A 21562-nucleotide genomic window follows, 5' to 3' on the forward strand; every position below is an offset into this window, starting at 1 on the left:
CGTCCCGATGAATGACTACGCGTTGATCGCCGATCATGGCCTGATCGGTGACCGCCAATTGAATGACCGCCTGGACGATGCGGCCGGCAAGGGCGGCCGGGACAGGAGGGTGCCGCGCGGTCCCTACTAGGAAGGCCGCCGCGTCCCTAGACTGTTTTCAAGGCGAACGAAGGAGGGCTCCATGGGTCCGGATCCAGCGGATTCATCTCCACGCCCTGTCCTCCCCCGCTCAGCGATCATCCTGCTCACTTTGGCATGTGCGGCTGTCGTGGCTTTCGGACTGGCAGCCACGCGAGGGATTTTCACCCCAGTGTTCTTTGCATTCGTTCTTACCCTCTGCGTGCATCCCCTGCGGCGCTGGATGCAGGCAAGAGGAATTTCCCGGGGCATAGCCACAGGAACGACCATTGCAGCGGTCTTCGGTTTGCTGGCCGCATTCGCTGGAGTGCTGGTTGCCTCACTCGCCCAGTTTTCCGCGCTGCTGCCGCAATATGCTCCCCAGATGGCCCAGCTCGGCGCTTCCATCGCGGGAATGCTGGAATCTTTAGGTTTCGGCCCCGAGCAAGCCCAGGCGGTTTTGGACGGGTTCACTCCCGGCCGCATCCTCGGCTTCCTCGGCGGCCTCCTGGGCAACGTCGCGGGCTTGGTGGGCAGCCTCGTGATCATCCTGACGATGCTCATCCTCATGGCCGTGGATGGCTCGCGCATACCGGCGCTCCTGACGCAGCTGAACTTCCACCGGCCGGCGCTGGTCTCCGCGTTCAATGGTTTCGGAACCGGCGTGCGCCGTTATATGGTCGCCACTACTATCCTCGGAATCGCCCAGGGGATGTTCAACTGGCTGGTCCTGGTCATCCTGCAGGTTCCCGGCGCCCTGCTCTGGGGGTTGTTGTCCTTCATCTGCAGCTTTATCCCCAACATTGGATACTTCATTGCGATTATCCCGCCACTGTTCCTTGGATTCCTCACCGGTGGCTGGCCGACCGTCTGGGCGATCATCATCATCTACGGCGGGATCAACAGCGTCGTTCAGTCCATCATCCAACCCAAGTATGTGGGCAACGCGGTGTCGCTCAGCGAGACTCTGACATTTGTATCCGTCCTCTTCTGGGCCGTAGTCCTTGGACCTGTTGGCGCCGTCCTCGCCGTCCCCCTGACGCTCTTTGTCCGCGCCCTACTGCTCGATTCAGACCCGTCCATCTCATGGTGGCGGCCGTTGACGGGCGACAAGAAGGACCTCGAACAGCTCCTCAAGGAAGAAGACGCCGCGATCCGCGCCCGCCGCGGACGTCAGCGACCAGGCCGCCCAGACCCCGGCAGCACCCCGAAGGCGTGACATGCCCTCGGGTTCTTGCACTGGCCAGGTGACTTCCAAGTGCTGAGCGTGGTCACCAGCCTGGCACTGTTTGCCCTCGCGGGGGCGATCAGCACCGTGCCCGTGAGCATCACCATCATGATCCTGCTCTCCCCCGCTCCGCGGCGTGGTGCTCTGCCCTTCCTCATCGGCAGTGTTGCCGGATCGATCGTGGTTGTCGGCCTGTCGGCTGTCGGGCTGCAATTCCTGCCCGGCCGGCCGACACTGAGACAGGACGAATTGCTGGCACAGATTGGCCTGGTGGTCGGCGTCTTGCTCATCGGCTACGCCATCTACCTTTTCTGGCACAGAAGCCAGACGGACAGTGCCGTCGTCGGAAAACTCCAAACGAAGTTCCAATCCGCGCGCCCGTGGGAATTCGTGGTCCTGGGCCTTGGCCTGAACCTGCGCCCCAAGGCGATCCTGCTGGCCGTCGCGGCCGGTGCGGTGATCAGCGTGCGGGAACCGACGTTGTTCGTGGGAGCCGTACTGGTCCTCGCCTACGCCGTCGTCACCCAGTCAGCTGTCGTCGTGCCGATCGCCGTATGGCTGCACTCCCCGGAACGGGCCGAAGTGCCGCTGACCGCGGTCTACGCGTGGATGCAGCGGAACGGACGCACGATTGCGGCGGTCGCAACCCTGACGATTGGGCTGCTGATCGTCGGCTACGCATTTTCCCAACTTTGAACGCATCAGAGCGCCCCGGCGATGACATCTCCGGGGCGCTCCTAGTACTTAGCGGTTCGTGCACTGTCAGACGAGTGCGCTGCTCTTGATCTTCTCGAACTCGTCGGGGCTGATGGTGCCGGAGTCCAGGAGGGCCTTGGCTTTGGCAATCTCCTCGGTCGGGCTAGCGGTGGCGACTTGGCGGATGTACGCGTCCGAGGCCTCCTGGTCTTTCCGGGCCCGTTCCCCGGCCCGTTCTACCATGCCCTTGCCGCGGGCAATCAGGTACACCAGCACGCTCAAGAAGGGCACAAACGCCAGAAATACGATCCAGATGGCTTTCAACCATCCGTTCAGCTCGTGGTCCCGAAAAATGTCACCGATGATGACGAATAGTGCGTAGAGGAAGGCAATGAATGCGTACACACAAAGGAACCACCAGAATATGTTCCAAAAGTTTTCCCAGAAACTCATGTGGCTCCCTGCTTTCAGTTGATGCGGCTCGAATTGAAACTAAGTGCAGGTCCGGATAATCGCCTGGCTGCCTGACCAGTGGCAGGTAAGAACATCTTCGGCTTCGGGACCGGGTCATTTCCTCATCCGCTGCGGGTGAAATCCCGGATGGGAAATGACCGCTGCACCGTTCAACCCAGGATCGCCCCTTCGCCGGCACCGGAGGGTTTGGGGTCGGGAAGCCTCTTCATCCGGAAGGACGTGAACAGCCCGGCCAGGCCGGCCAGAAGCGGAACCGCCAAGGCGATCTGGAGGGCCAGGGGCCGTGCGTCCGTGTTGATGCGGATGATTTCGTTCTGGATGTCCTCCGGCTGGCCGGCGAGCTGTTCCTGAAGTTGTGCGTCGCTCATCACCTGGGCGTCTTCTTCCAGTACCGTCGCGACCTGCTGCTGTTGGTCGGGTGCGAGGACCGTGCTGGAATTGGACATGCCGATGAAGATGGTCGAGAGCGATGCGAGCATGATCCCGCCGGCGAACGCGAGCCCGAAGGACAGGCCGAACGATCCTGCGGCCGAGTTCACGCTGGCAGCCTCGCTGACCCGCTCATCCGAGATCGGAGACAAGGTGTAGTTGTTGAGCTGGGACACCAGCAGCCCCAGGCCGCATCCTGCAATAACGAGCGGCACCAGAAGCCACCAACCGGAGTCCGCACGCGGCACGATCGGAACCAGAACGAGCAGGCCCACAATCAAGAGCAGGAAGCCCCAAAGGATCAGATTTGCCGGCCTGCGCGCCCCTGCCCGCTTTCCGGCGATCATTGCGACGGCGAACATGGTCAGCGAGAGGGGCGCGATCGACAACCCTGCCTGCATGGCGTTGTATCCGAGCACCATCTGCAGGTAGATGGGAAGCACGATCATGGTTCCGCCGAGGGCGATCTGCTGAAGCATCTGTCCTGTGGCGCCGAAGCGGAAGGCTTTCGACTGGAACAGGTCCGGGTCCACCAGGGTGGCTTTGTCGAGGCGCTTGCGCCTGAGGAGCCAGTAGATCAGGCCCCCCAGTCCGACCGCACCCACCGCCAGAAGGGCGCCCACCGCTTCGCCGCCTTCCTGCCACACCAGGATGCCAAGCACAATGCCGCCCATCCCCACAATGGAGAGGACCGAACCGACCAGGTCCAAGGACCGTGATCCCACAAACGGAACATCGTGAACCAGTTTGATGCCGGACAGCACCACCGCAATGATGACGGCCTCAAGCATAAAGGCGACGCGCCACGACAGGAACGTGGTGATGAACCCGCCGAGCAGGGGCCCCACGGCCGCAGCAATCGCAGCCGAGGCGCCCACCAGGGCATAGACCCGTTTCTGCGCCGCCCCCTCGAAATTTCCGTGGATAAGGGACTGCATGGCGGGCAGCAGGAGCGAGGCACCGAGACCGCCGATCACCGCCCAGAAGATGATGATGGGGAGGAGGCTCTGAGCTAACGTCATGGCGATGGCACCAATGGCGTAGCAGACAAGGCCAATCACGTACGCGCGTTTGCGCCCGATCAGATCCCCAATTTTGCCGCCGATCAGGATGAAGGCGGCAGAGACCAGTGCCTCAAGGGCGATCGCTGACTGGAGGCCGCTGACGGTCGACCCGATGTCCCTCACCACAGCGGAGATGGAGACGTTCATAATCGATGTGTCGACGACGAGCACGAACATTGCCATCGCCAGCAGCAGTGCGAGCCTGCCGTTGAATGGCTCCGCCTGGGTGCCGCCGCCCTTGGGCGGGTTCATGCGTGATCGCCTCCGGGTTTCGTAGGACGTGCTAGCCCCAAGCTAGCCGTCCGTCGGGGCGGGGCAATCATTCCCCGCGGGTGAGCTTCCGGTCAGGCCGCTAACCCGGCTCATCGCCAAGGCCCTTCCCGGCGGCGGCTTGTTCGGCCTGAACGGCCCGGAAGATGTTTCCGTGGATGTTGTCTTCCCCGATGCGCTCGATCACGCCGTCCCTGGCCAGAGTGGCCCGGACCGTGGGCTTCAGCCGGGCGAGGCGCAGGTTGACGCCTGCCTCGTGGGCGAGGTCAGCGACATCCGCCATCTTCGCGGCGCCCTGGGAGTCGACAAAATTGATTCCCGCGCAGTCCAGCACAATGCCTGTCAGGTCCGGTGTCGAGTGGATCGTCTCGCGAAGACGATCCTCCAGCGCGTCCGCGGTGGCGAAGAAGAGGCCGCCGTCGAACCGGATCACGGCCACTCCGGGGATCACTTCGTCGCCGGCGTTCTCATCCACCTCGCGGAAGACCTGCGTGCCCCGTTCCCGTCCCAGGGACGGCATCTCCGGGTGGGTGGCTACACCGACGAGCCAGATGAGCGAGAGCCCGATCCCGATGATGACGCCCGCGAGGACACCGAAAATCAGGGTGCCAACAATGGCCGCGACAGCAATCCAGAAATCAAACCTTTGGACGCGGGCCAGCCGCCGCATCTCCGGCAAGTTCATCATGCCCATCACAACGGCTTCGATGATCAGCGCCGCCAGCACCGGTTTGGGAAGGATCGAGAACAGCGGCGCCAGGAACAGCAGTGTCAGCAGGACAGTGGCGCCGGATGTGAGGGAGGCCAGGCCCGTCTTCGCCCCGGAGTGGTCGTTGAGCGAGCTCGCCGAGAGGCTCGTAGAGACCGGCATCCCCTTGAACAATCCCGCGGCCATGTTGGCGAACGACTGGGCAACGGACTCCTGGTTGATGTCGATCTGGTAGCGGTGCTTGGCGGCGAACGCCCGCGCGTCGCCCGCAGTCTGGGAAAAGCCGATCAGGACCAGCGCCACCGCCGCGACCGCAACGGTTCCTGCGTTGTCCCACATCAGCTGCCCGTCCGGGATCTCTGGCGAAGGCAACCCGCTGGGCACGTCACCCACCAACGCCACGCCCTTGGCTCCAAGATCGAACACGGCCGCCGCCAGCAGCCCGCCCACCACCAGGACCAGGGCGCCGGGGACTCTGGGAGCGACCGCCTTCAGCCCGAAGACGACGGCCAGCGCGATGACACCCACCAGCACGGTGGTCTGGTGTGCCTCGCCCAGCGTCCCGAGCCACGACCGGAGTTCTTGGATCGGGTTGGAGCCGGTGACCTCGGTCCCGGTCAGTTTTGGGAGCTCGCCGATGACGACGTCGATCGCCGCGCCGAAGAGGAACCCGGTGACCACGGCCCGCGAGAGGAACTGGGCGATCCAGCCCATCTTCGCGACGGCCAGTAGCAGGAACAGGATGCCGGAGGCGAGGGTGATCCCCGCAACGAACGAGGCCACGTCCTGCTCGCTGGTAATGCCGGCGGCGAGCACGGCGCTCGCGGCCACCGCCGCCAGGCCGGAGCTGGGTCCCATCGAGATCTGCCGGCAGGAACCGAGGACTCCGTACACGATCGCGCCCGCCGCGGCCGCGTAGAGGCCGTTCTGCAGCGGGATCCCCGCGATACCGGCATAGCCCAGGTTCTTCGGAACGATCAGGGCCGCGACGGTCACCCCGGCGATCAGGTCGCCCCGCAACCAGGCACGGTCGTAGGAACGGAGCTGGCCCACGATAGGCACCACTGTGCGGCGGCTCCGCTGCGATTTCTTCATGCCCAGTCCTACTCGTCGGTTCATCAGGCTTCGCTAGCCGGCCCGTCCACTCCGGTGACAGCCGGCTGGCTTGCGCTGTCGGTGCGATGGACAGGCGGACGGCCCGGCGGGCTCCCGGCGAGCTGGTCGGCGTCGACGGCGGCCAGGTTGCGGATCAGGACGATCAGCCAGGCAAAAACCAGCGAGGCGGCAATGAGCTCCACCGCGGTGAGGTTGTAATAGGCGAACGGGAAGTACATCAGGACGGCGAAGGCGATGACCGCCAGGAACACCAGCCCCAGCACGTTGAAAGTTGCCGGGATCGAGGGAACCAGCGTGCGCATGCGGACAATCAGGGTTCCGAATACCACCACCATGCCGGACGCTGCCGCCGTGTGCAGCCAGAACTGCTCGTCGACCGGGAACAGCCCCACGCAGGCGAGGAGAACTCCGATGAGGATGATGCCGCCTTCCAGCTGGCGCACCCGGCGTCGCGCGGACGCGGTGCCCGCCGTCGCGTCGAGGGTCCTCGTGGCATATCCGGCCAGGGTTGTGACCACGACGCCGGCGACGATCAGCGTGACGTTGAACGCCACCCCGGAGGCGTCCGAGCTCATGCCAAGGGCACTAAGGTTTTCCTGCCACCACTGCGGGTCTTCCGCGGTGAGCATGCTGGTCAGAACCCCGGTGACGAGGAAGACGGCGAGGAGCGCGGCGAGCCGGTAGGCGTTCATAGTGACTGCCGAGAGGTACGCGATGTAGGCGCTGACCGCTCCGGTGACCCCGGCGAGAATTGCCGCGGCCAGGGGGTACAGCACTGCACCCACGAACGCCCGCTGGAAGATCGAGAACAGCGCCAGCCAGCCGAGCAGGAAGATGCAGGCATGCGCCAGTGCAAGTGCGGCGACGTCGATGATGTCGCGTGTCTGTCCGCCGCCGATGGTGTGCGGCGGTTCCAGCCCCCGGCTTTGCCGGGAACCGATCACCACCGCGGCAGCCCCCAGGACCGCGGTGCCGAGCGCAGCGATGTCCCCCACCGAACCCCGTCCGGACAACGCAACAGGCTCGCGCCCCACCAGCAGGAACGCGACCGCGCTGAGGATGAGAAAGCCTGCACTGCCGATGACGAGCGCCCGCGATTCGGAGGTGACTGCAGCGTGCTTCTTTAGGGCCAACATCGCTCACTCGCTTCCCCGGGGCCGTCCCGGCCATGGATTGCCGCCGGCACCGGCAACCCGCCTGTCAGCCAGCCAGCGGCACAACAGCCGAGGACTTTTTTCCGGTTCCGGCGTAACCCCACGCTATGACTTCCCTGTCCCTGTGCCGTCACCCGGAAAGGATGAACCCTCTGGATCAAACCATCAGATATCTCTCCCCGTTGGTGCCTGCAAGGTGTTGAATAGTAGTAGGTCCGCGCCTCTGCCGAACGCTGTGAGGTGGTGGGCCGAACACGTCTGCTTACCGGGCCTCTGGTCCGGTGTGAGACGGGGCCGGCGACGCTTGAGAGCCCTCTGAGACCGGGGTTCTCTCCCCCAGCCGTCGTCGGCCCCTTTGGACGTCTCAACGGCGGGATTGTCGTGTCATCGATTCAGAAAAGCGCAAACGGGGCGGGTCCGGACTGTTGAGTCCGGACCCGCCCCGTTTCGGGCCGTGCGTTGTGGCGGTCCTAGCGCCCGGCGCCGTCCGCCTTGACGGCGAGGACCGGACGGTCGGCCTGGATCAGGATGCGTTGGGCATGGCTGCCCATGATGAATTTGCCCACCTGGGAGCGGTGGCGCAGGCCGATGACAATCAACGATGCGTTGACCTCCCGCGCGAGGTCCAGAAACTCGTCCGCCAGATCGTGCTGATAAGAGGGTTGCAGCACGGACGTTCTGACGCCCGCGTCCGTGGCGCGCTTCGCTGCCTCCTCAAGCAGTCCGGCCGTGGCTACCGCCTTGTCCACCAGGGCCCCTTCCCGTGCCGAATTGACGATGACGAGATCCTGGTTCCGGAGGGCAGCCTCCGCAATGCCGGCCGTGAGGGCTGCCTCGCCCGCAGGGGTGGGGACGAAACCGACGATGATGCTCATACCTTCTCCTTGATGTTTTCAGGTGCGGGCGCTCCGGAGGTGGAGGGCTTGCGCTTGGCCAGCATCGTGCGGATGCCCGGAAGGACGGCCACCAGCACGAAGACGATGAGAAGCGTCGCCGAGATCGGGCGGCTGAAGAATCCTGTCGCGTCCCCGCCGAAGACCAGCAGCGAACGGCGAAGCGAGCTTTCCAGCAGGGAGCCGAGGACGAAGGCCAGGACCAGCGGTCCCGGTTCGAAGCCGAACTTCTTCATCAGGTACCCGACGATGCCAAAGACCACGACGAGGGTGACGTCGAACATGCTGTTGTTGATGGTGTACGCGCCGAGCAGGGTGATCAGGGCGGTGACGGGCGCGAGGATCGCGGCGCGGACGCGGAGGATCTTCACGAACAGTCCGACCAGCGGCAGGCTCATGATCAGCAGCAGGATGTTGCCGATGTACATGGAATTCACCACGCCCCAGAACAGCTCCGGGTCCTGCTCCACGAGCTGCGGGCCCGGCGTCACGCCCTGGATCAGGAGTGCACCAAACATCAGGGCCATGGTCGCGTTGGCGGGGATGCCGAGGGTCAGCAGCGGAATGAACGACGACGTCGCGGCGGCATTGTTGGCGGTCTCAGGACCGGCCACGCCCTCGGGCGCACCCTTTCCGAAGCGTTCCGGCTGCTTGGCCCGCTTCTTCTCCATGGCGTAGGAGGCCATGGAGGCAATCGTCGCCCCGCCACCGGGCAGGATTCCGAGGAAGAAGCCAAGGACGGAGCCCCGGCCGATCGCACCGGACGCCTGCTTCAGGTCCTTGCGCGAGGGCCAGACGTTGGTCACCTTGGAGGGGGCCTTCGCGGCCCGGTGGCGTTCCTCGAGGTTGTAGAGGATTTCGCCCAGGCCAAAGATTCCCATGGCGATCGGCACGAAGTCGATGCCATCGGCCAGTTCGAGACTGCCGAAGGTGAACCGGCTTTCGCCGGTGAAGATGTCCCGGCCGACGGTCGCCAGCAACAGGCCGAGGGCCGCCGCGATCAAAGCCTTGGTTTTGGCCCCGTTGCTGATGGTGGCCACGAGCAGGATCCCGAGCAGCGCCAGGGCCGAGTACTCGGCCGGACCGAAGTCCAGCGCGAAGCTCGCCACGATGGGCGCAAGGAACGTCAGCCCGATGATGGCTGCCGTGCCGCCGATGAACGATCCGATGGACGCCAGGCCGAGGGCGGTGCCGGCCTTACCTTGTTTGGCCATCTGGTAGCCGTCGAAAACGGTGACGACGGACGAGGCTTCGCCGGGCAGCCGCAGCAGCACGGACGTAATGGTGCCGCCGTACTGGGCACCGTAGAAGATGCCCGCCAGCATGATGATGGCGGTCACCGGCTCCACGTTGTAGGTAAGCGGAAGCAGGATGGCGATGGTTGCCGCGGGCCCCAGACCGGGCAACACACCGATGAGCATGCCGATGACGACGCCGATCAGGCAGTACAGGAGGTTGGTCGGCTCCAGGACAACGGCGAATCCGTTGATCACGGGATTCAGAAAATCCACGGGGGTTCTCCTAGAAGAGGTGGGGAATGGAGGTGTTGAGCGCCAGGACGAAGATGCCGTAGAACGCCGCCACAACAACGGCGCTGACCAGCAGCGTCGAGCGCCAGGTTTCGCCGCCGAGGAACCGCATCCAGATGATGCACAGGACGAGGGCAGGCAGCTCAAAGCCGATGACCGGCATCAGCGCCACCATGAGCGCAAGCGTGACCAGGCCGGTGAGCGGGGCCATGGACATGCGGGTGAATTTTTCCGCATCGCGGTTGTGCCGGCCGGCGATGAGCTGGACCAGCCCCAGGCCCGCCATCACGCAGCTGATGATGAAGGGCCAGAGGCCGGGCTGTGGCGCGGCCAGGGTCCCGAGGCCCATCGCGATGGACAGCACCAGGGCGCCCAGGCCAACGGCAATGACCACCAGCGAGGAGGCCGCATTGGCCAGCGGCCCGGCCGCGGGAGGCTTTTCATCCTCCCACTGGGCGGCCAGCTGTTCGGGGGTCAGCTCATCCAGTCCCCCGTTGGGAATGCCTCCCGGGGAGCCGGCCGGCAGGTTGCCCGGAAGTTGGTCCGGGCCGTTCCCGGCGGAGGGGGCGCTGCCCGCTCCGCCGGGAACAGGAGTGGTCGTCTTCACTCGAATCACTTGGTTCCGCTGAGGCTGATGTCGTACTTCTCAACCAGGGACTTGTATTTCGCTGCGTAGTCCTTCCACTGGGTTACGACCTCCGCGCCGGAGATTTCCTTCGGCGTCAGCATGTTCTTCTTGTTGAATTCCTTGTAGGACTCCGTCTTGAGGGTCTCCTGGATTGCTGCGAGCAGTTTGTCCTTCACGTCCTGGGGTGTGCCCTTCGGGGCAGCGACGGCGCGGTACTGCGCCACGGGAACGTCGTAGCCTGATTCCTTGGCGGTGGGGACGTCCGGGAGGAAGGAGTTCCGCTCTTCGGAGAAGACGAGCAGCGGGGTCACCTTGCCGGCCTGGATCTGCGGCATGGCTTCACCGAGCTGGATGGTGGACACTTCGACCTGGTTACCGAGGACCGCCGTCAGGGCGGGCTTTCCACTGTCGAAAGGGACGTCCGTTCCCTGTACGTTGGCCTGCTTGAAGAGCACCTTCTGCGCGAGCTGGCTGCCGGTGCCGACGCCGGTGGTGCCGAACGTGATGTTGCGGCCGGCGCCGGTCAGGTCCTTGATGGTGTTGAGTCCCGATGCCTTGCTGGCCACGAGCACGTAGTCGTCCTGGGACAGGCCGGCGATGATGTCCAGGTCATCGATGTTGACGGCCTCGTCCGGCGTGACTGCCAGCGGAGTGATGGTGATGAGGGAGGCCGTGACCAGCACCAGGTTCTGGCCGTCGGCCGGCTTGCCCGCCACTTCCTTGGTGGCAAGGGCGCCGTTGGCGCCTGGCTTGTTGACCACGGGCATCGGGGCGCCGAGCGTCTTGCCGGCCCCTTCGGAGATGGCGCGGGCAATCAGGTCCGTGCTCCCGCCGGCTGCCTGGCCCACGGTGAGGTTGACCGGGCCGCTGGGAAACTTGGCGGAACTGGTGCTGCCGGCGGCGACGTTGCCGCAGGCGGTCAGGGCCAGCAGCGCGACGGCGGATGCCGCACCGATAACGGTGCGGCGCGTGGGGAAGTGCATCATTGGAACTCCTCGTTGACATGCGGGGCGACGGCCCCGGAAGCATGTGAACCGGATCACTGCCGGTTCGCTGAATCGAGTGTAGGGAGGCACTATGATGCATGTCTAAGCCCAAATATGCATCGGGTGATACCAGGAAGGCATCATGTTTACCTTTGACCAGCTGGCCGGTTTCATTGCCGTCGCGGAAGAACTCCACTTCGGCCGCGCGGCGGAGCGCCTGAACATGACCCAGCCTCCCCTGAGCCGCCAGATCCAGAAGCTGGAGCGGAGCGTCGGCGCGGAACTCCTCGAACGCGACAACCGGAAGGTTCAGCTGACACATGCCGGCGTGGCCTTCCTCGATGAGGCCAGGCGCCTCGTGGCGCTCGCCGAACGCGCCCCGGTCACCGCCCGCCGGATCGCCTCGGGACGTTCGGGCCTGCTGCGGATCGGCTTCACTGCCGCCAGCGGCCTCAGCATCCTGGGCCCGCTGTTGGAGGAAATTTCAACGAGGCTGCCCGACGTAGACATCGACCTCCAGGAACTGGTGTCCGGCGAGCAGGTCCAGGCCCTGCAGACCGGAGAGCTGGATCTCGGCCTGGCGCGGCCACCCTTCAACAGCGAGGTGTTTGATTCACACCTCCTGTACCGCGAGTCAATGGTGCTCGCCGTCCCGGCCGGCCACCGGCTGGCAGCCCTGGGCCGGTCGATCGAGAACGACGAACTGATGAACGAGCCGCTCATCATGCACTCGCCGCAGCAGGCGCGCTACTTCTACGACCTCGTGATCCGGACTTTTCCTATCCAGCACGGCAATGTGGTCCATACCGTAAGCCAGATCCTGACCATGGTTTCACTGGTCGCCGCCAAGCGCGGTGTCGCCTTCGTGCCGCACTCGGCAACGGCACTGGGAATCCAGGGTGTCGAGTTCCTGCCACTGACGGGCAGCAGGGGCGAACCCGTGGAACTGCATGCCATCTGGAACCGCAAGGTGGAGAACCCTGCGCTGGGCCGGCTCTTGGCCGAGCTTGAGTACGCCATGGAGTGATGCCCGCCATGATGCACTCAGGGTATCACCGCATACAAAAATGAACTTAGACAGGCATGAAAGCCGGGCCTACGCTGAAGGGGAATCACACCCCTTACGCCAATCACGGCGCCCACCCGGAGGACCATATCGTGGCAAAATACACACCCCAGGAACTGGCCAACGCTCTCAAGGAGGGCCTGCTCTCTTTCCCCGTCACGTCGTTCGATGCGCAGTTGCAGTTCGACGAGGAGAACTACCGCAAGCACCTGGCCTGGCAGGCGAGTTTCCCCGTGGCGGGATTGTTCGCAGCGGGCGGTACCGGCGAGGGCTTCTCCCTGACGCCGGCCGAATCCGAGCGCGTGGTCCGCGCCGCCGTCGACGAGGTCGGCGCGCGGGTACCCGTCCTCGCCTCCGCCGGAGGATCCACGGCCCAGGCCATCGAAAATGCCCGGGCCGCCGAGGCAGCAGGCGCGGAAGGCATCCTGCTCCTGCCGCCCTACCTGACCGAAGCGGACCAGGGCGGCCTGATCGAGCACGTCAGCGCCATCTGCAGCGCCACGTCGCTGGGTGTCATCATCTACAACCGGGCCAACGCCATCTACAAGGACACCACTGTGGCCACCCTGGCGGACCGGCACGAGAACCTCATCGGGTTCAAAGACGGCGTGGGCGACCTGGAACACGACGCCCGCGTCTACGCCAAGCTCGGCGACCGCCTCTTCTACCTCGGCGGCCTCCCCACGGCGGAAACGTTCGCCCTCCCGCTCCTGCAGCTGGGCATGAGCACGTACTCCAGCGCGATGTACAACTTCGTCCCGCAGTTCGCCCTGGACTTCTACCAGGACGTCCGCAACAACGACCGGGTCGCGGTGAACAAGAAGCTCAACGACTTCGTCATCCCGTACCTGGACATCCGGGACCGGGTCAAGGGCTACTCCGTCTCCATCGTCAAGGGTGGGCTCGACGCGATTGGCCGCTCCGCCGGCGACGTCCGGCCCCCGCTGCAGAACCTCGCCCCGCAGGATCTTGCGGACCTCACTGCCCTCATCGCAAAAATCTCCTAGGAGGAACCCGTGACCCTTACCGGACACTCCCTGATCGCCGGCCGTCCCGTCCCCGGCGACGGCAAGACCACCTTCGGCGTCAACCCCGCGAGCAACGAGCGCCTCGAACCGGAGTACACGCTGCTTACGGAGGAGCAACTCACGACGGCGACCTCCGCCGCCGCGGCCGCCTTTGAATCCTTCAGCACACTCGATCCCGAGACCCACGCCGGGTTCCTGGAAGCCATCGCCAACAACATCGAGGCAATCGGCGACGAGCTGATCATCCGGGCAGGCCAGGAGACCGGCCTGCCCGCCGCCCGGCTACAGGGCGAGCGTGCGCGCACCACCGGCCAGTTGCGGCTTTTCGCGAACGTCGTGCGGCACGGAGATTTCCGCGGCGTCCGGATCGACCCGGCGCTGCCGGACCGCGCTCCCTTGCCCCGTGCCGATATCCGCCAGCGCCAGATCCCGCTGGGACCCGTCGCTGTCTTCGGCGCCAGCAACTTCCCGCTCGCCTTCTCGACGGCGGGCGGAGACACCGCCTCCGCGCTTGCCGCCGGCTGCCCCGTGGTGTTCAAGGCGCACAACGCCCATCCGGGCACCGGAGAGCTCGTCGGGCAGGCCATCGCCAAGGCAGTACGGGACTTCGGCCTCCACCCCGGCGTGTTCTCGCTGGTCTACGGCCCCGGCAGCAGCATTGGCCAGGCGCTCGTGGCGGATCCTGCGATCAAAGCAGTGGGTTTCACCGGCTCGCAGTCCGCCGGCATCGCCCTGATGCGCACCGCCGCCGCACGCCCGGAACCGATTCCCGTTTACGCAGAGATGTCCTCGCTCAACCCGGTGTTCGTGTTCCCCGGGGCGCTCACGGGCGACGCCGATGCGCTGGCTTCCCAGTACGTCACCGCCGTCACCGGAAGCTCCGGGCAGCTCTGCACCTCCCCCGGCCTCCTCTTCGCCCCCGCCGGCGGTGCGGGAGACCGGTTCGTCACCGCCGTCGAGCATGCCGTTTCGGCCTGCGAGGGCCAGACCATGCTGACCGCGGGCATCGCCGGATCCTGGAACGCGGGCACCGAGGCACTCGGCTCTGCCGAGAACGTCAGCGTCGTCGGGCAGGGTTCCGCCGGTGCCAGCGACAACGCGCCGGCACCCACGATTTTCGGCACCGGAATCGCCGACTTCACCAGCAACCACGTGCTCCATGCGGAAATCTTCGGTGCAGCGAGCCTCATCATCCGGTATTCCACCGCCGACGAGCTGATCGACGCGGTCCGCAGCATGGAGGGCCAGCTCACCGCGTCCCTGCAGCTGACCGAAGAGGACTACCGGGCGGCGGCACCGCTCATCCCGGCACTGGAACAAAAGGTCGGGCGCATCATCGTCAACGGCTGGCCCACCGGCGTCGAGGTCGGGCATGCCATGGTCCACGGCGGCCCGTTCCCCGCCACGTCGGACACCCGCACCACCTCCGTCGGCACCCTGGCCATCAACCGCTTCCTGCGGCCCGTCGCGTACCAGAACCTGCCGCAGGAACTGCTCCCGGTGGCGCTCCAGGACGACAATCCGTGGCAGCTGAACCGCAGGATCGACGGCGTCGTCGAAGATGCCGCAGCAACAGAGAAAGCAGAGGTCAACGCGTGACCACGCAGCCCACCATTGCCCATGTCGAGGTGGTCCCGGTCGCGGGCCACGACAGCATGCTGATGAACCTCAGCGGCGCGCACGGCCCGTTCTTTACCCGCAACATCGTGATCGTGACGGACTCGGACGGCCGCACCGGCCTCGGCGAGGTACCGGGCGGGGAAAAGATCCGCAGCACCATCGAGGAAGCCGGCAAGCTGATCAACGGGCAGCCCGTGGCACGGTACCGTTCGCTGCTGCGCGGGATTTCGGCCGGGTTCGCGGACCGCGACGCCGGCGGCCGGGGCCTTCAGACCTTCGACCTGCGCACCACCGTCCACGCCGTCACCGCCGTCGAATCAGCGCTGCTGGACCTTCACGGCCAGTTCCTCGGCGTCCCCGTGGCGGAACTTCTGGGCGACGGGCAGCAGCGGAGTTCGGTGCCGATGCTCGGATACCTCTTCTTCGTCGGCGACCACCAGCGGACGGACCTTCCGTACCTCGTGGAGGCGGCGCCGTCGGACCGGTGGGAAACGCTGCGCCGCCAGGAGGCCATGACCCCCGACGCCGTTGTGGCCCTGGCCGAAGCCGCGCAGGCGCGTTATGGCTTCAGCGACTTCAAGCTCAAGGGCGGCGTACTCTCCGGCGACGCCGAAGTGGACGTCGTCACGGCCCTGGCGAAGCGCTTCCCGGAGGCCCGGATCACCCTCGACCCCAACGGCGGCTGGCTCCTGGAGGAGGCCATCCGGCTGGGCAAGCGGATGCAGGGTGTTGTGGCCTACGCCGAGGACCCCTGCGGCGCCGAGGGCCGGTTCTCCGGCCGCGAGGTGATGGCGGAGTTCCGCCGCGCCACCGGGCTCAGGACCGCGACCAACATGATCGCGACCGACTGGCGGGAAATGTCCCATGCGATCCGGAGCAACGCCGTCGACATTCCGTTGGCAGACCCGCATTTCTGGACCATGCACGGCTCCGTCCGCGTGGCGCAGATGTGCCACGAATTCGGCCTGACCTGGGGCTCGCACTCGAACAACCACTTCGATATCTCCCTCGCCATGTTCACGCACACCGGAGCTGCCGCTCCGGGCGAAATCACGGCGCTGGACACGCACTGGATCTGGCAGGACGGCCAGGGGCTGACCAAGCAGCCGCTGCAGATCCGCGACGGCGCCATCGACGTTCCGGTTGCCCCGGGGCTTGGCATCGAACTGGACCGCGACGCCCTTGCCAAGGCACACCAGCTGTACCTCGAACATGGGCTCGATGCCCGGGACGACAGCATCGGCATGCAGTACTACGTCGACGGCTGGGCCTTCGACCCGAAGCGGCCCTGCCTCGTCCGGTAAGCAGCGTCCATTCCCCATCCTTCCGCACGGCCCGCCCTCCTTCATTCATGGGAGAGGGCCGTGCGGAATCCCACCCGGGCCGGGTCCCGGCCACAGCTACCTTTGAAGGGCCTATTTTGGGCGGCGTTGTCTCCGGAATCCTGATCGTCTCCGCCGTCATCGCCGTCGGCTATTTCGCCGCCCGGCTGCGGGTCCTGGGACCCGAGGTCCAGGGCGCCCTCACCCGCACGGCCTTCTACGTCACCAACCCGGCGCTGCTGTTCACCGTGGTGGCCGGCAGCGACATCCGCGCCGCGCTCGGTACGGACGCCCCGCTGGCGCTGCTTTCCGCAGCGGCAGTGGGGCTTCTCTATTGCCTGCTCAGTTTCCTGTTCTTCCGGCGGCCCGTCGCCGAAACCGCCGTCGGCGCCATGGCCAGCAGCTACGCAAACGCCAACAACATCGGCATCCCCGTGTCGCTCTACGCCGTGGGGACGGCGCAGCACGTGGCCCCGGTGCTGCTGGTGCAGATCCTGGTTATGGCCCCGTTCTACCTCACCGTCCTGGGACTGGCCGGAGGAGCCAGCATCTCGTGGAAAAAGCTGCTGATCCAGCCGGTCGCGAATCCGATGATCATCGCCTCCGGGCTGGGCGCCGCCGTGGCCCTGACCGGCTGGAGCGCTCCAGAGCTCCTTCAGAAACCCATCGACATGCTGGCCGGCGGGGCTGTCCCCATGGTCTTGCTCGCCTTTGGCCTCTCCCTTGCCGGCAGGGCGCCGCTGCAGAAAGGGGACGACCGGACTGAGACGCTGGTCGCCACCGCCCTGAAGATTGCCGGGATGCCGCTCATCGTGTGGGCGCTGGGCCGCTTCGTGTTTGGTCTGGAGGGCCAGCACCTGCTCGCCAGCGTCATCATGGCGGCCTTGCCGACCGCCCAGAACGTGTTCCTCTTCGCCTCCCCCTACGGCCGGGGCGTCACGATGGCCCGGGACGTGATCCTTTGCACCACCGTCCTGAGCGCCGGCGCACTGCTGGCCGTCGCGTGGCTGCTGGGCTGACTGCCCCGCCAAGAAACTACTTGTTATACAAGCCGGTAACTTGTATCCTCAGTAGGTGCCCGGGCGTCGTAGCCCGGCAATCATTTTCCAGGGAGAATCCATGACCAGCGTTGATCTGATCCGCCACGTAAAGCTGTCCACCGCGAGGCTGCCGCTCGCCGTTCCCATCAGCGACGCGAAGGTGTTCACCGGGCGCCAGAAGCCCATGACCGAAGTGGTCTTCCTCTTCGCCGAAATCACCACCGAGCAGGGCCACAGCGGCATCGGCTTCAGCTACTCCAAGCGCGCCGGCGGCCCGGCCCAGTATGCCCACGCCCGGGAAGTCGCCGAAGGCATCATCGGGGAGGACCCGAACGACATCGGCAAGCTGTACACCAAACTCCTCTGGGCGGGCGCCTCCGTGGGCCGCTCCGGCGTCGCCACCCAGGCACTCGCCGCCATTGACATTGCCCTCTACGACCTCAAGTCCAAGCGCGCCGGACTGCCGCTGGCCAAGTTCCTCGGCTCCTACCGGGACTCCGTGCAGACCTACAACACATCGGGCGGCTTCCTGAACGCCTCCCTCGATGAGGTCAGGGCCCGCGCCAGCGTCCTCCTGGACGAGGGAATCGGCGGCATCAAGATCAAGGTGGGCCTGCCGGACACGGCCGAGGACCTCCGCCGGGTTGCCGGCATCCGTGAACACATCGGCTGGGACGTCCCGCTCATGGTGGACGCCAACCAGCAGTGGGACCGCGCCACCGCCTTGCGGATGGGCCGCCAGCTGGAGGAATTCAACCTCGTCTGGATCGAAGAGCCCCTCGACGCCTACGACTTTGAAGGCCACGCGCACCTCGCCCAGATCCTCGACACCCCCATCGCCACCGGTGAAATGCTGGCCTCTGTCGCCGAACACAAGGGCCTCATCACTGCCAACGGCTGCGACATCATCCAGCCCGACGCGCCGCGCGTCGGCGGCATCACGCAGTTCCTCCGCCTCGCCGCACTGGCGGACGAACGCGGACTCGGCCTGGCCCCGCACTTTGCGATGGAAATCCACCTCCACCTCGCCGCGGCCTACCCGCGCGAACCGTGGGTGGAGCACTTCGACTGGCTGGACCCGCTCTTCAACGAACGCCTGGAAACCAAGAACGGCCGCATGCTGGTCCCGGACCGCCCCGGCCTGGGCATTACGCTCAGCGACCAGGCGCGGGCCTGGACGACCGAGTCAGTGGAATTCGGCAAGTAACCTTGAACCCATGAGCCGGAACCTGACCGCGGACCTCGCCGCCGATCTTCGCATGCGCATTGTCGACGGCGTGATCCAGCCGGGCGACAAGCTGCCCAGCGAAAACACCCTGATCGGCGAGTTCGGCGTCAGCCGGACGGTGGTCCGTTCCGCGCTCACCCGCCTGCAGGCGGAAGGACTCGTCGAAACCGAACGGGGGCGGGGCAGTTTCGCGCTGACCCCTCCCCCGTCGGACGCGCGGCCGGTACCCGGGAGCCGGCCGGTGGCCAGCCTGGAAGACCGCGAAAAGCTGCTTGAATTCCGCATCGGCGTCGAGTCCGAGGCCGCCGCCCTGGCGGCCCGGAACCGCTCGGAACGGCAGCTTCAGGCGGTCCGGGGGGCGCTGGAAGAGTTCACCGCCAGCGGCGCCCACCCGGCGCACGCCATGAAATCGGACTACGAATTCCACCGCGCCATCGCGGCGGCCACCGGCAACCCGTTCTTTTCCGACTGCCTGGCCTCGCTGGGTCAGACGATGATCGCGATGCCCCGGACCCGCCTCATCACCGGCGGGGAACACCATGTCCGGGAGCACTTCGAGCAGGTGGTGCTGGAACACGGGTCCATCTACGCCGCCATCGCGGAAGGCGACGGACCGTCGTCGTCGGCCGCCATGCGGACCCACCTGGCAAACTCCCGACGCCGGCTCCGCACGCCCGCTTCCGGGCACCGGGACGAAAGCTAAGGACATTCCGCATGCAGTCTGTCGACACCGCCGTCACGGACGTGGCAACCGCCACGAAGAAGTTCTTTAAGCGCGTGCTGCCCATTCTGCTGGTCATGCTCGTCTGCAACCAGCTCAACCGGTCCAACATCGGTTACGCCCAGGCACAGCTGGAAGCCGACGTCGGCATCGGCGCCGCAGCCTACGGCCTGGGCGCCGGACTGTTTTTCATCGCCTATGCCATCTTTGAGCTGCCCAGCAACGTCATGATGGAAAAGTACGGTGCGAAGATCTGGCTGTCCCGGATCATGGTCAGCTGGGGCATCGTCGCGTTCCTGATGGCATTCGTGCAGGACGAGGCGATGTTCTATGCACTCCGGTTCCTCCTCGGCGCCGCCGAGGCGGGCTTCTTCCCCGCAGTCATCTTCTATTTCGCCCGCTGGGTCCCGGCCGGCCAGCGCGGCAAGGCCACGGCAATCTTCATCGCCGGGTCCTCCGTCGCCGCGGCCATCTCGGGGCCGATCGCCGGGCTGCTGCTCAGTCTCCACAACGTCTTGGGCCTGCGTGGCTGGCAGTGGCTGTTCGGGTTCGAGGGTTTACTCTCCGTGGTGGTCGGGGCCGTTGTGTTCTTCCTGCTCGACGCAAAAGTCCAGGACGCCAAGTGGCTCAGTGACGGTGAAAAGTCCGCCCTGGGCGCTGCCATCGCGGAGGAGGACGCCCGGCACACCAGCGTGGGGGAAGGACGGCTGAACCGCTGGAAGATGCTCCTGAATCCGCAAATCCTGCTGCTGTGCGGCATCTACTTCGCCATCCAGCTCTCTGTCTACGCCAACACCTTCTGGCTCCCCAGCATCATCAGGCGGATCCCGGGAACCACGGACCTCAGTGTGGGATTCCTGTCCGCCATTCCATGGGTCTGCGCCATAGTTGCCATGTATTTTGCGGCCAGGTGGCAGGACAGTGCGAAATCCCGGCGGCCCCTGCTGGCGGCTGCCCTGCTGGTCGCCGCGGCCGGAACGCTCGCTGCCGCAGTCGCCTCCCCGGCCCTCGCGCTGGTCTTCCTGTCCGTCGCAGCGATGGGCTTCAAGAGTGCGACTCCCCTGTTTTGGACCATCCCCCAGTCGGGCCTGCATCCGCTGGTCCTCGCGCCGGCCATCGCCATCATCAACTCGCTGGGAAACCTGGGCGGCTTCGTGGCCCCCTTCGGTTTCGGCATCATCAAGGAACAGACGGGAAGCGTGGTGCCCGGGCTCTTCGCCCTCGCCGCGGCGTCCACCCTTGCCGCCGGACTCGTCTGTTTCGTAAAGGAACGCCGGACCGAACGGGGCCCGAGGGCCCGGCGCGGGGCCGGGCGAATTCCTCAGGAAGCCGTCACCGTCCCGTAGCAGCCCGCACGGCCTCCCGCAGGGACGTTGTGGGCCGGCCGATGAGCCGGCTCAGGTCACCGCTGGTCACCAGCAGCTCGCCGCGGGCGATGCCACGGTCGCTGTCCGCGAGGATGGCCGCGTACGCCTCCGGCAGCCCTACCTCAACCAGCACCTCCGTGTATTGCTCTACCGGCAGGTCCTGGTATGTCACCGGTTGCCCGGCGGCGGAGCTGACTTCCTCAGCCAGCTCGCGCAGGGTGAACGGCACGTCGCCGCCGAGCTCGTACACCGTTCCGGCCTGGCCTTCGAGGAGCAGAACCGACGCGGCGGCGCGGGCGTAGTCGGCGCGGGTGGCGGCACTGACGCGTCCCTCACCGGCGCTGCCGAGCACGGCTCCGTGCTGGACGTAGCTGCCCAGCTGATCGGTGTAGTTCTCCAGGTACCAGCCGTTGCGGAGCAATGTGTACGGCAGGCCGGACTCTTCCAGGGCCAACTCGGTGGCCTCATGCTCGGCCGCCAGCTGCAGGCCGGTGCTGCCGGCATTGGCGATGCTGGTGTAGGCGATCAGCCCAACGCCGGAATCCTTGGCGGCCGCGATGGCGTTCCGGTGCTGCTCCAGCCGCCGGCCGACCTCGCTGCCGGAGATCAGCAGCACCTTTTCGGCGCCCGCAAATGCCTGGCGCAGCGACTCCGGGTCGCTGTAGTCGACCTTCCGGACCTGGACGCCCCGGTCGGCGAGGTCCGCGACTTTGGAAATATCCCGGCCTGCGGCAACGATGTGCCCCGCCGGAACGTTCTGATCGAGGAGGGCTTCAACAACAAGGCGTCCGAGCTGTCCGGTGGCGCCGGTGATAACAATGGTCATGATGGTCCTTTTCACCAGGGGGAATGGCTGACATCCATAGCAACGGCACCG

Annotated in this window: 20 protein-coding genes; 11 read left to right on the top strand and 9 right to left on the bottom strand. The window is 65.9% G+C overall.

Going from position 1 to position 21562, the window contains the following annotated elements; genetic code table 11:
* Positions 1 to 7 precede the first annotated feature (7 nt).
* Genes AC1DF4_RS18315 through AC1DF4_RS18325 form a run of 3 tightly spaced genes read left to right on the top strand, consistent with a single transcriptional unit; the run spans position 8 to position 2041 of the window.
* A complete protein-coding gene (locus AC1DF4_RS18315; protein WP_476914204.1) occupies positions 8 to 130 on the top strand; it encodes a hypothetical protein in 123 nt (40 codons plus the stop codon).
* A gap of 51 nt (positions 131 to 181) precedes the next feature.
* Positions 182 to 1336, top strand: coding sequence for an AI-2E family transporter (locus AC1DF4_RS18320; protein WP_476914205.1), 1155 nt, complete (start codon positions 182 to 184; stop codon positions 1334 to 1336).
* A 39-nt stretch (positions 1337 to 1375) separates the two neighbouring features.
* The gene (locus AC1DF4_RS18325; RefSeq protein ID WP_476914206.1) at positions 1376 to 2041 is read left to right on the top strand and encodes a GAP family protein; all 666 of its coding nucleotides are present in this window, start codon (positions 1376 to 1378) and stop codon (positions 2039 to 2041) included.
* Between the two features lie 66 nt (positions 2042 to 2107).
* Here the strand turns inward: AC1DF4_RS18325 and AC1DF4_RS18330 are convergent, their stop codons facing one another.
* The 8 genes from AC1DF4_RS18330 to AC1DF4_RS18365 form a co-directional block, all read right to left on the bottom strand.
* On the bottom strand, positions 2108 to 2494 hold the full coding sequence (locus AC1DF4_RS18330) for an SHOCT domain-containing protein (RefSeq protein ID WP_476914207.1): 387 nt from the start codon (positions 2492 to 2494) through the stop codon (positions 2108 to 2110).
* A gap of 170 nt (positions 2495 to 2664) precedes the next feature.
* Positions 2665 to 4260: an MFS transporter gene (locus AC1DF4_RS18335; RefSeq protein WP_476914208.1), complete on the bottom strand. Its 1596-nt coding sequence runs from the start codon at positions 4258 to 4260 to the stop codon at positions 2665 to 2667.
* A gap of 100 nt (positions 4261 to 4360) precedes the next feature.
* Positions 4361 to 6082: a SulP family inorganic anion transporter gene (locus tag AC1DF4_RS18340; protein WP_476914209.1), complete on the bottom strand. Its 1722-nt coding sequence runs from the start codon at positions 6080 to 6082 to the stop codon at positions 4361 to 4363.
* Between the two features lie 23 nt (positions 6083 to 6105).
* Positions 6106 to 7239 (bottom strand): hypothetical protein, encoded by a 1134-nt coding sequence (locus tag AC1DF4_RS18345; RefSeq protein WP_476914210.1) that lies wholly within the window; start codon positions 7237 to 7239, stop codon positions 6106 to 6108.
* 488 nt (positions 7240 to 7727) lie between these two features.
* Entirely contained in the window at positions 7728 to 8132 is a 405-nt protein-coding gene (locus AC1DF4_RS18350) for a universal stress protein (RefSeq protein ID WP_476914211.1), read from the bottom strand.
* Positions 8129 to 9661 (bottom strand): tripartite tricarboxylate transporter permease, encoded by a 1533-nt coding sequence (locus AC1DF4_RS18355; protein ID WP_476914212.1) that lies wholly within the window; start codon positions 9659 to 9661, stop codon positions 8129 to 8131. The genes AC1DF4_RS18350 and AC1DF4_RS18355 overlap by 4 nt, the downstream gene beginning before the upstream one ends.
* Positions 9662 to 9671: 10 nt before the next feature.
* Entirely contained in the window at positions 9672 to 10286 is a 615-nt protein-coding gene (locus AC1DF4_RS18360) for a tripartite tricarboxylate transporter TctB family protein (RefSeq protein ID WP_476914213.1), read from the bottom strand.
* A 5-nt stretch (positions 10287 to 10291) separates the two neighbouring features.
* Positions 10292 to 11293, bottom strand: coding sequence for a tripartite tricarboxylate transporter substrate binding protein (locus tag AC1DF4_RS18365; RefSeq protein ID WP_476914214.1), 1002 nt, complete (start codon positions 11291 to 11293; stop codon positions 10292 to 10294).
* A gap of 142 nt (positions 11294 to 11435) precedes the next feature.
* Here AC1DF4_RS18365 and AC1DF4_RS18370 point away from each other — a divergent pair, with 142 nt between their 5' ends.
* The 8 genes from AC1DF4_RS18370 (at position 11436) to AC1DF4_RS18405 (ending at position 20664) form a co-directional block, all read left to right on the top strand.
* Positions 11436 to 12320 carry a LysR family transcriptional regulator gene (locus AC1DF4_RS18370; RefSeq protein WP_476914215.1) on the top strand — a complete coding sequence of 295 codons (885 nt, stop codon included), beginning with the start codon at positions 11436 to 11438 and terminating at the stop codon, positions 12318 to 12320.
* Positions 12321 to 12451: 131 nt separating this feature from the next.
* Positions 12452 to 13366, top strand: a complete 915-nt coding sequence (gene kdgD / locus AC1DF4_RS18375) for a 5-dehydro-4-deoxyglucarate dehydratase (RefSeq protein WP_476914216.1) — start codon at positions 12452 to 12454, stop codon at positions 13364 to 13366.
* Between the two features lie 9 nt (positions 13367 to 13375).
* A complete protein-coding gene (locus AC1DF4_RS18380) occupies positions 13376 to 14986 on the top strand; it encodes an aldehyde dehydrogenase (NADP(+)) (protein WP_476914217.1) in 1611 nt (536 codons plus the stop codon).
* Positions 14983 to 16311 carry an enolase C-terminal domain-like protein gene (locus AC1DF4_RS18385; RefSeq protein WP_476914218.1) on the top strand — a complete coding sequence of 443 codons (1329 nt, stop codon included), beginning with the start codon at positions 14983 to 14985 and terminating at the stop codon, positions 16309 to 16311. The genes AC1DF4_RS18380 and AC1DF4_RS18385 overlap by 4 nt, the downstream gene beginning before the upstream one ends.
* A 116-nt stretch (positions 16312 to 16427) precedes the next feature.
* Positions 16428 to 17348: an AEC family transporter gene (locus AC1DF4_RS18390; protein ID WP_476914219.1), complete on the top strand. Its 921-nt coding sequence runs from the start codon at positions 16428 to 16430 to the stop codon at positions 17346 to 17348.
* Between the two features lie 100 nt (positions 17349 to 17448).
* Positions 17449 to 18576 carry an L-talarate/galactarate dehydratase gene (locus AC1DF4_RS18395; RefSeq protein ID WP_476914220.1) on the top strand — a complete coding sequence of 376 codons (1128 nt, stop codon included), beginning with the start codon at positions 17449 to 17451 and terminating at the stop codon, positions 18574 to 18576.
* Between the two features lie 10 nt (positions 18577 to 18586).
* A complete protein-coding gene (locus tag AC1DF4_RS18400; protein WP_476914221.1) occupies positions 18587 to 19300 on the top strand; it encodes a FadR/GntR family transcriptional regulator in 714 nt (237 codons plus the stop codon).
* 11 nt (positions 19301 to 19311) lie between these two features.
* Positions 19312 to 20664 carry an MFS transporter gene (locus AC1DF4_RS18405; RefSeq protein WP_476914222.1) on the top strand — a complete coding sequence of 451 codons (1353 nt, stop codon included), beginning with the start codon at positions 19312 to 19314 and terminating at the stop codon, positions 20662 to 20664.
* Here AC1DF4_RS18405 and AC1DF4_RS18410 read toward each other — a convergent pair.
* Complete coding sequence (locus tag AC1DF4_RS18410; protein WP_476914223.1) at positions 20651 to 21511, bottom strand: SDR family oxidoreductase; 861 nt, start codon at positions 21509 to 21511, stop codon at positions 20651 to 20653. The two genes, AC1DF4_RS18405 and AC1DF4_RS18410, sit on opposite strands and share 14 nt — an antisense overlap.
* Positions 21512 to 21562: the final 51 nt, after the last annotated feature.

This window comes from Arthrobacter sp. 05N429 (assembly GCF_056397045.1).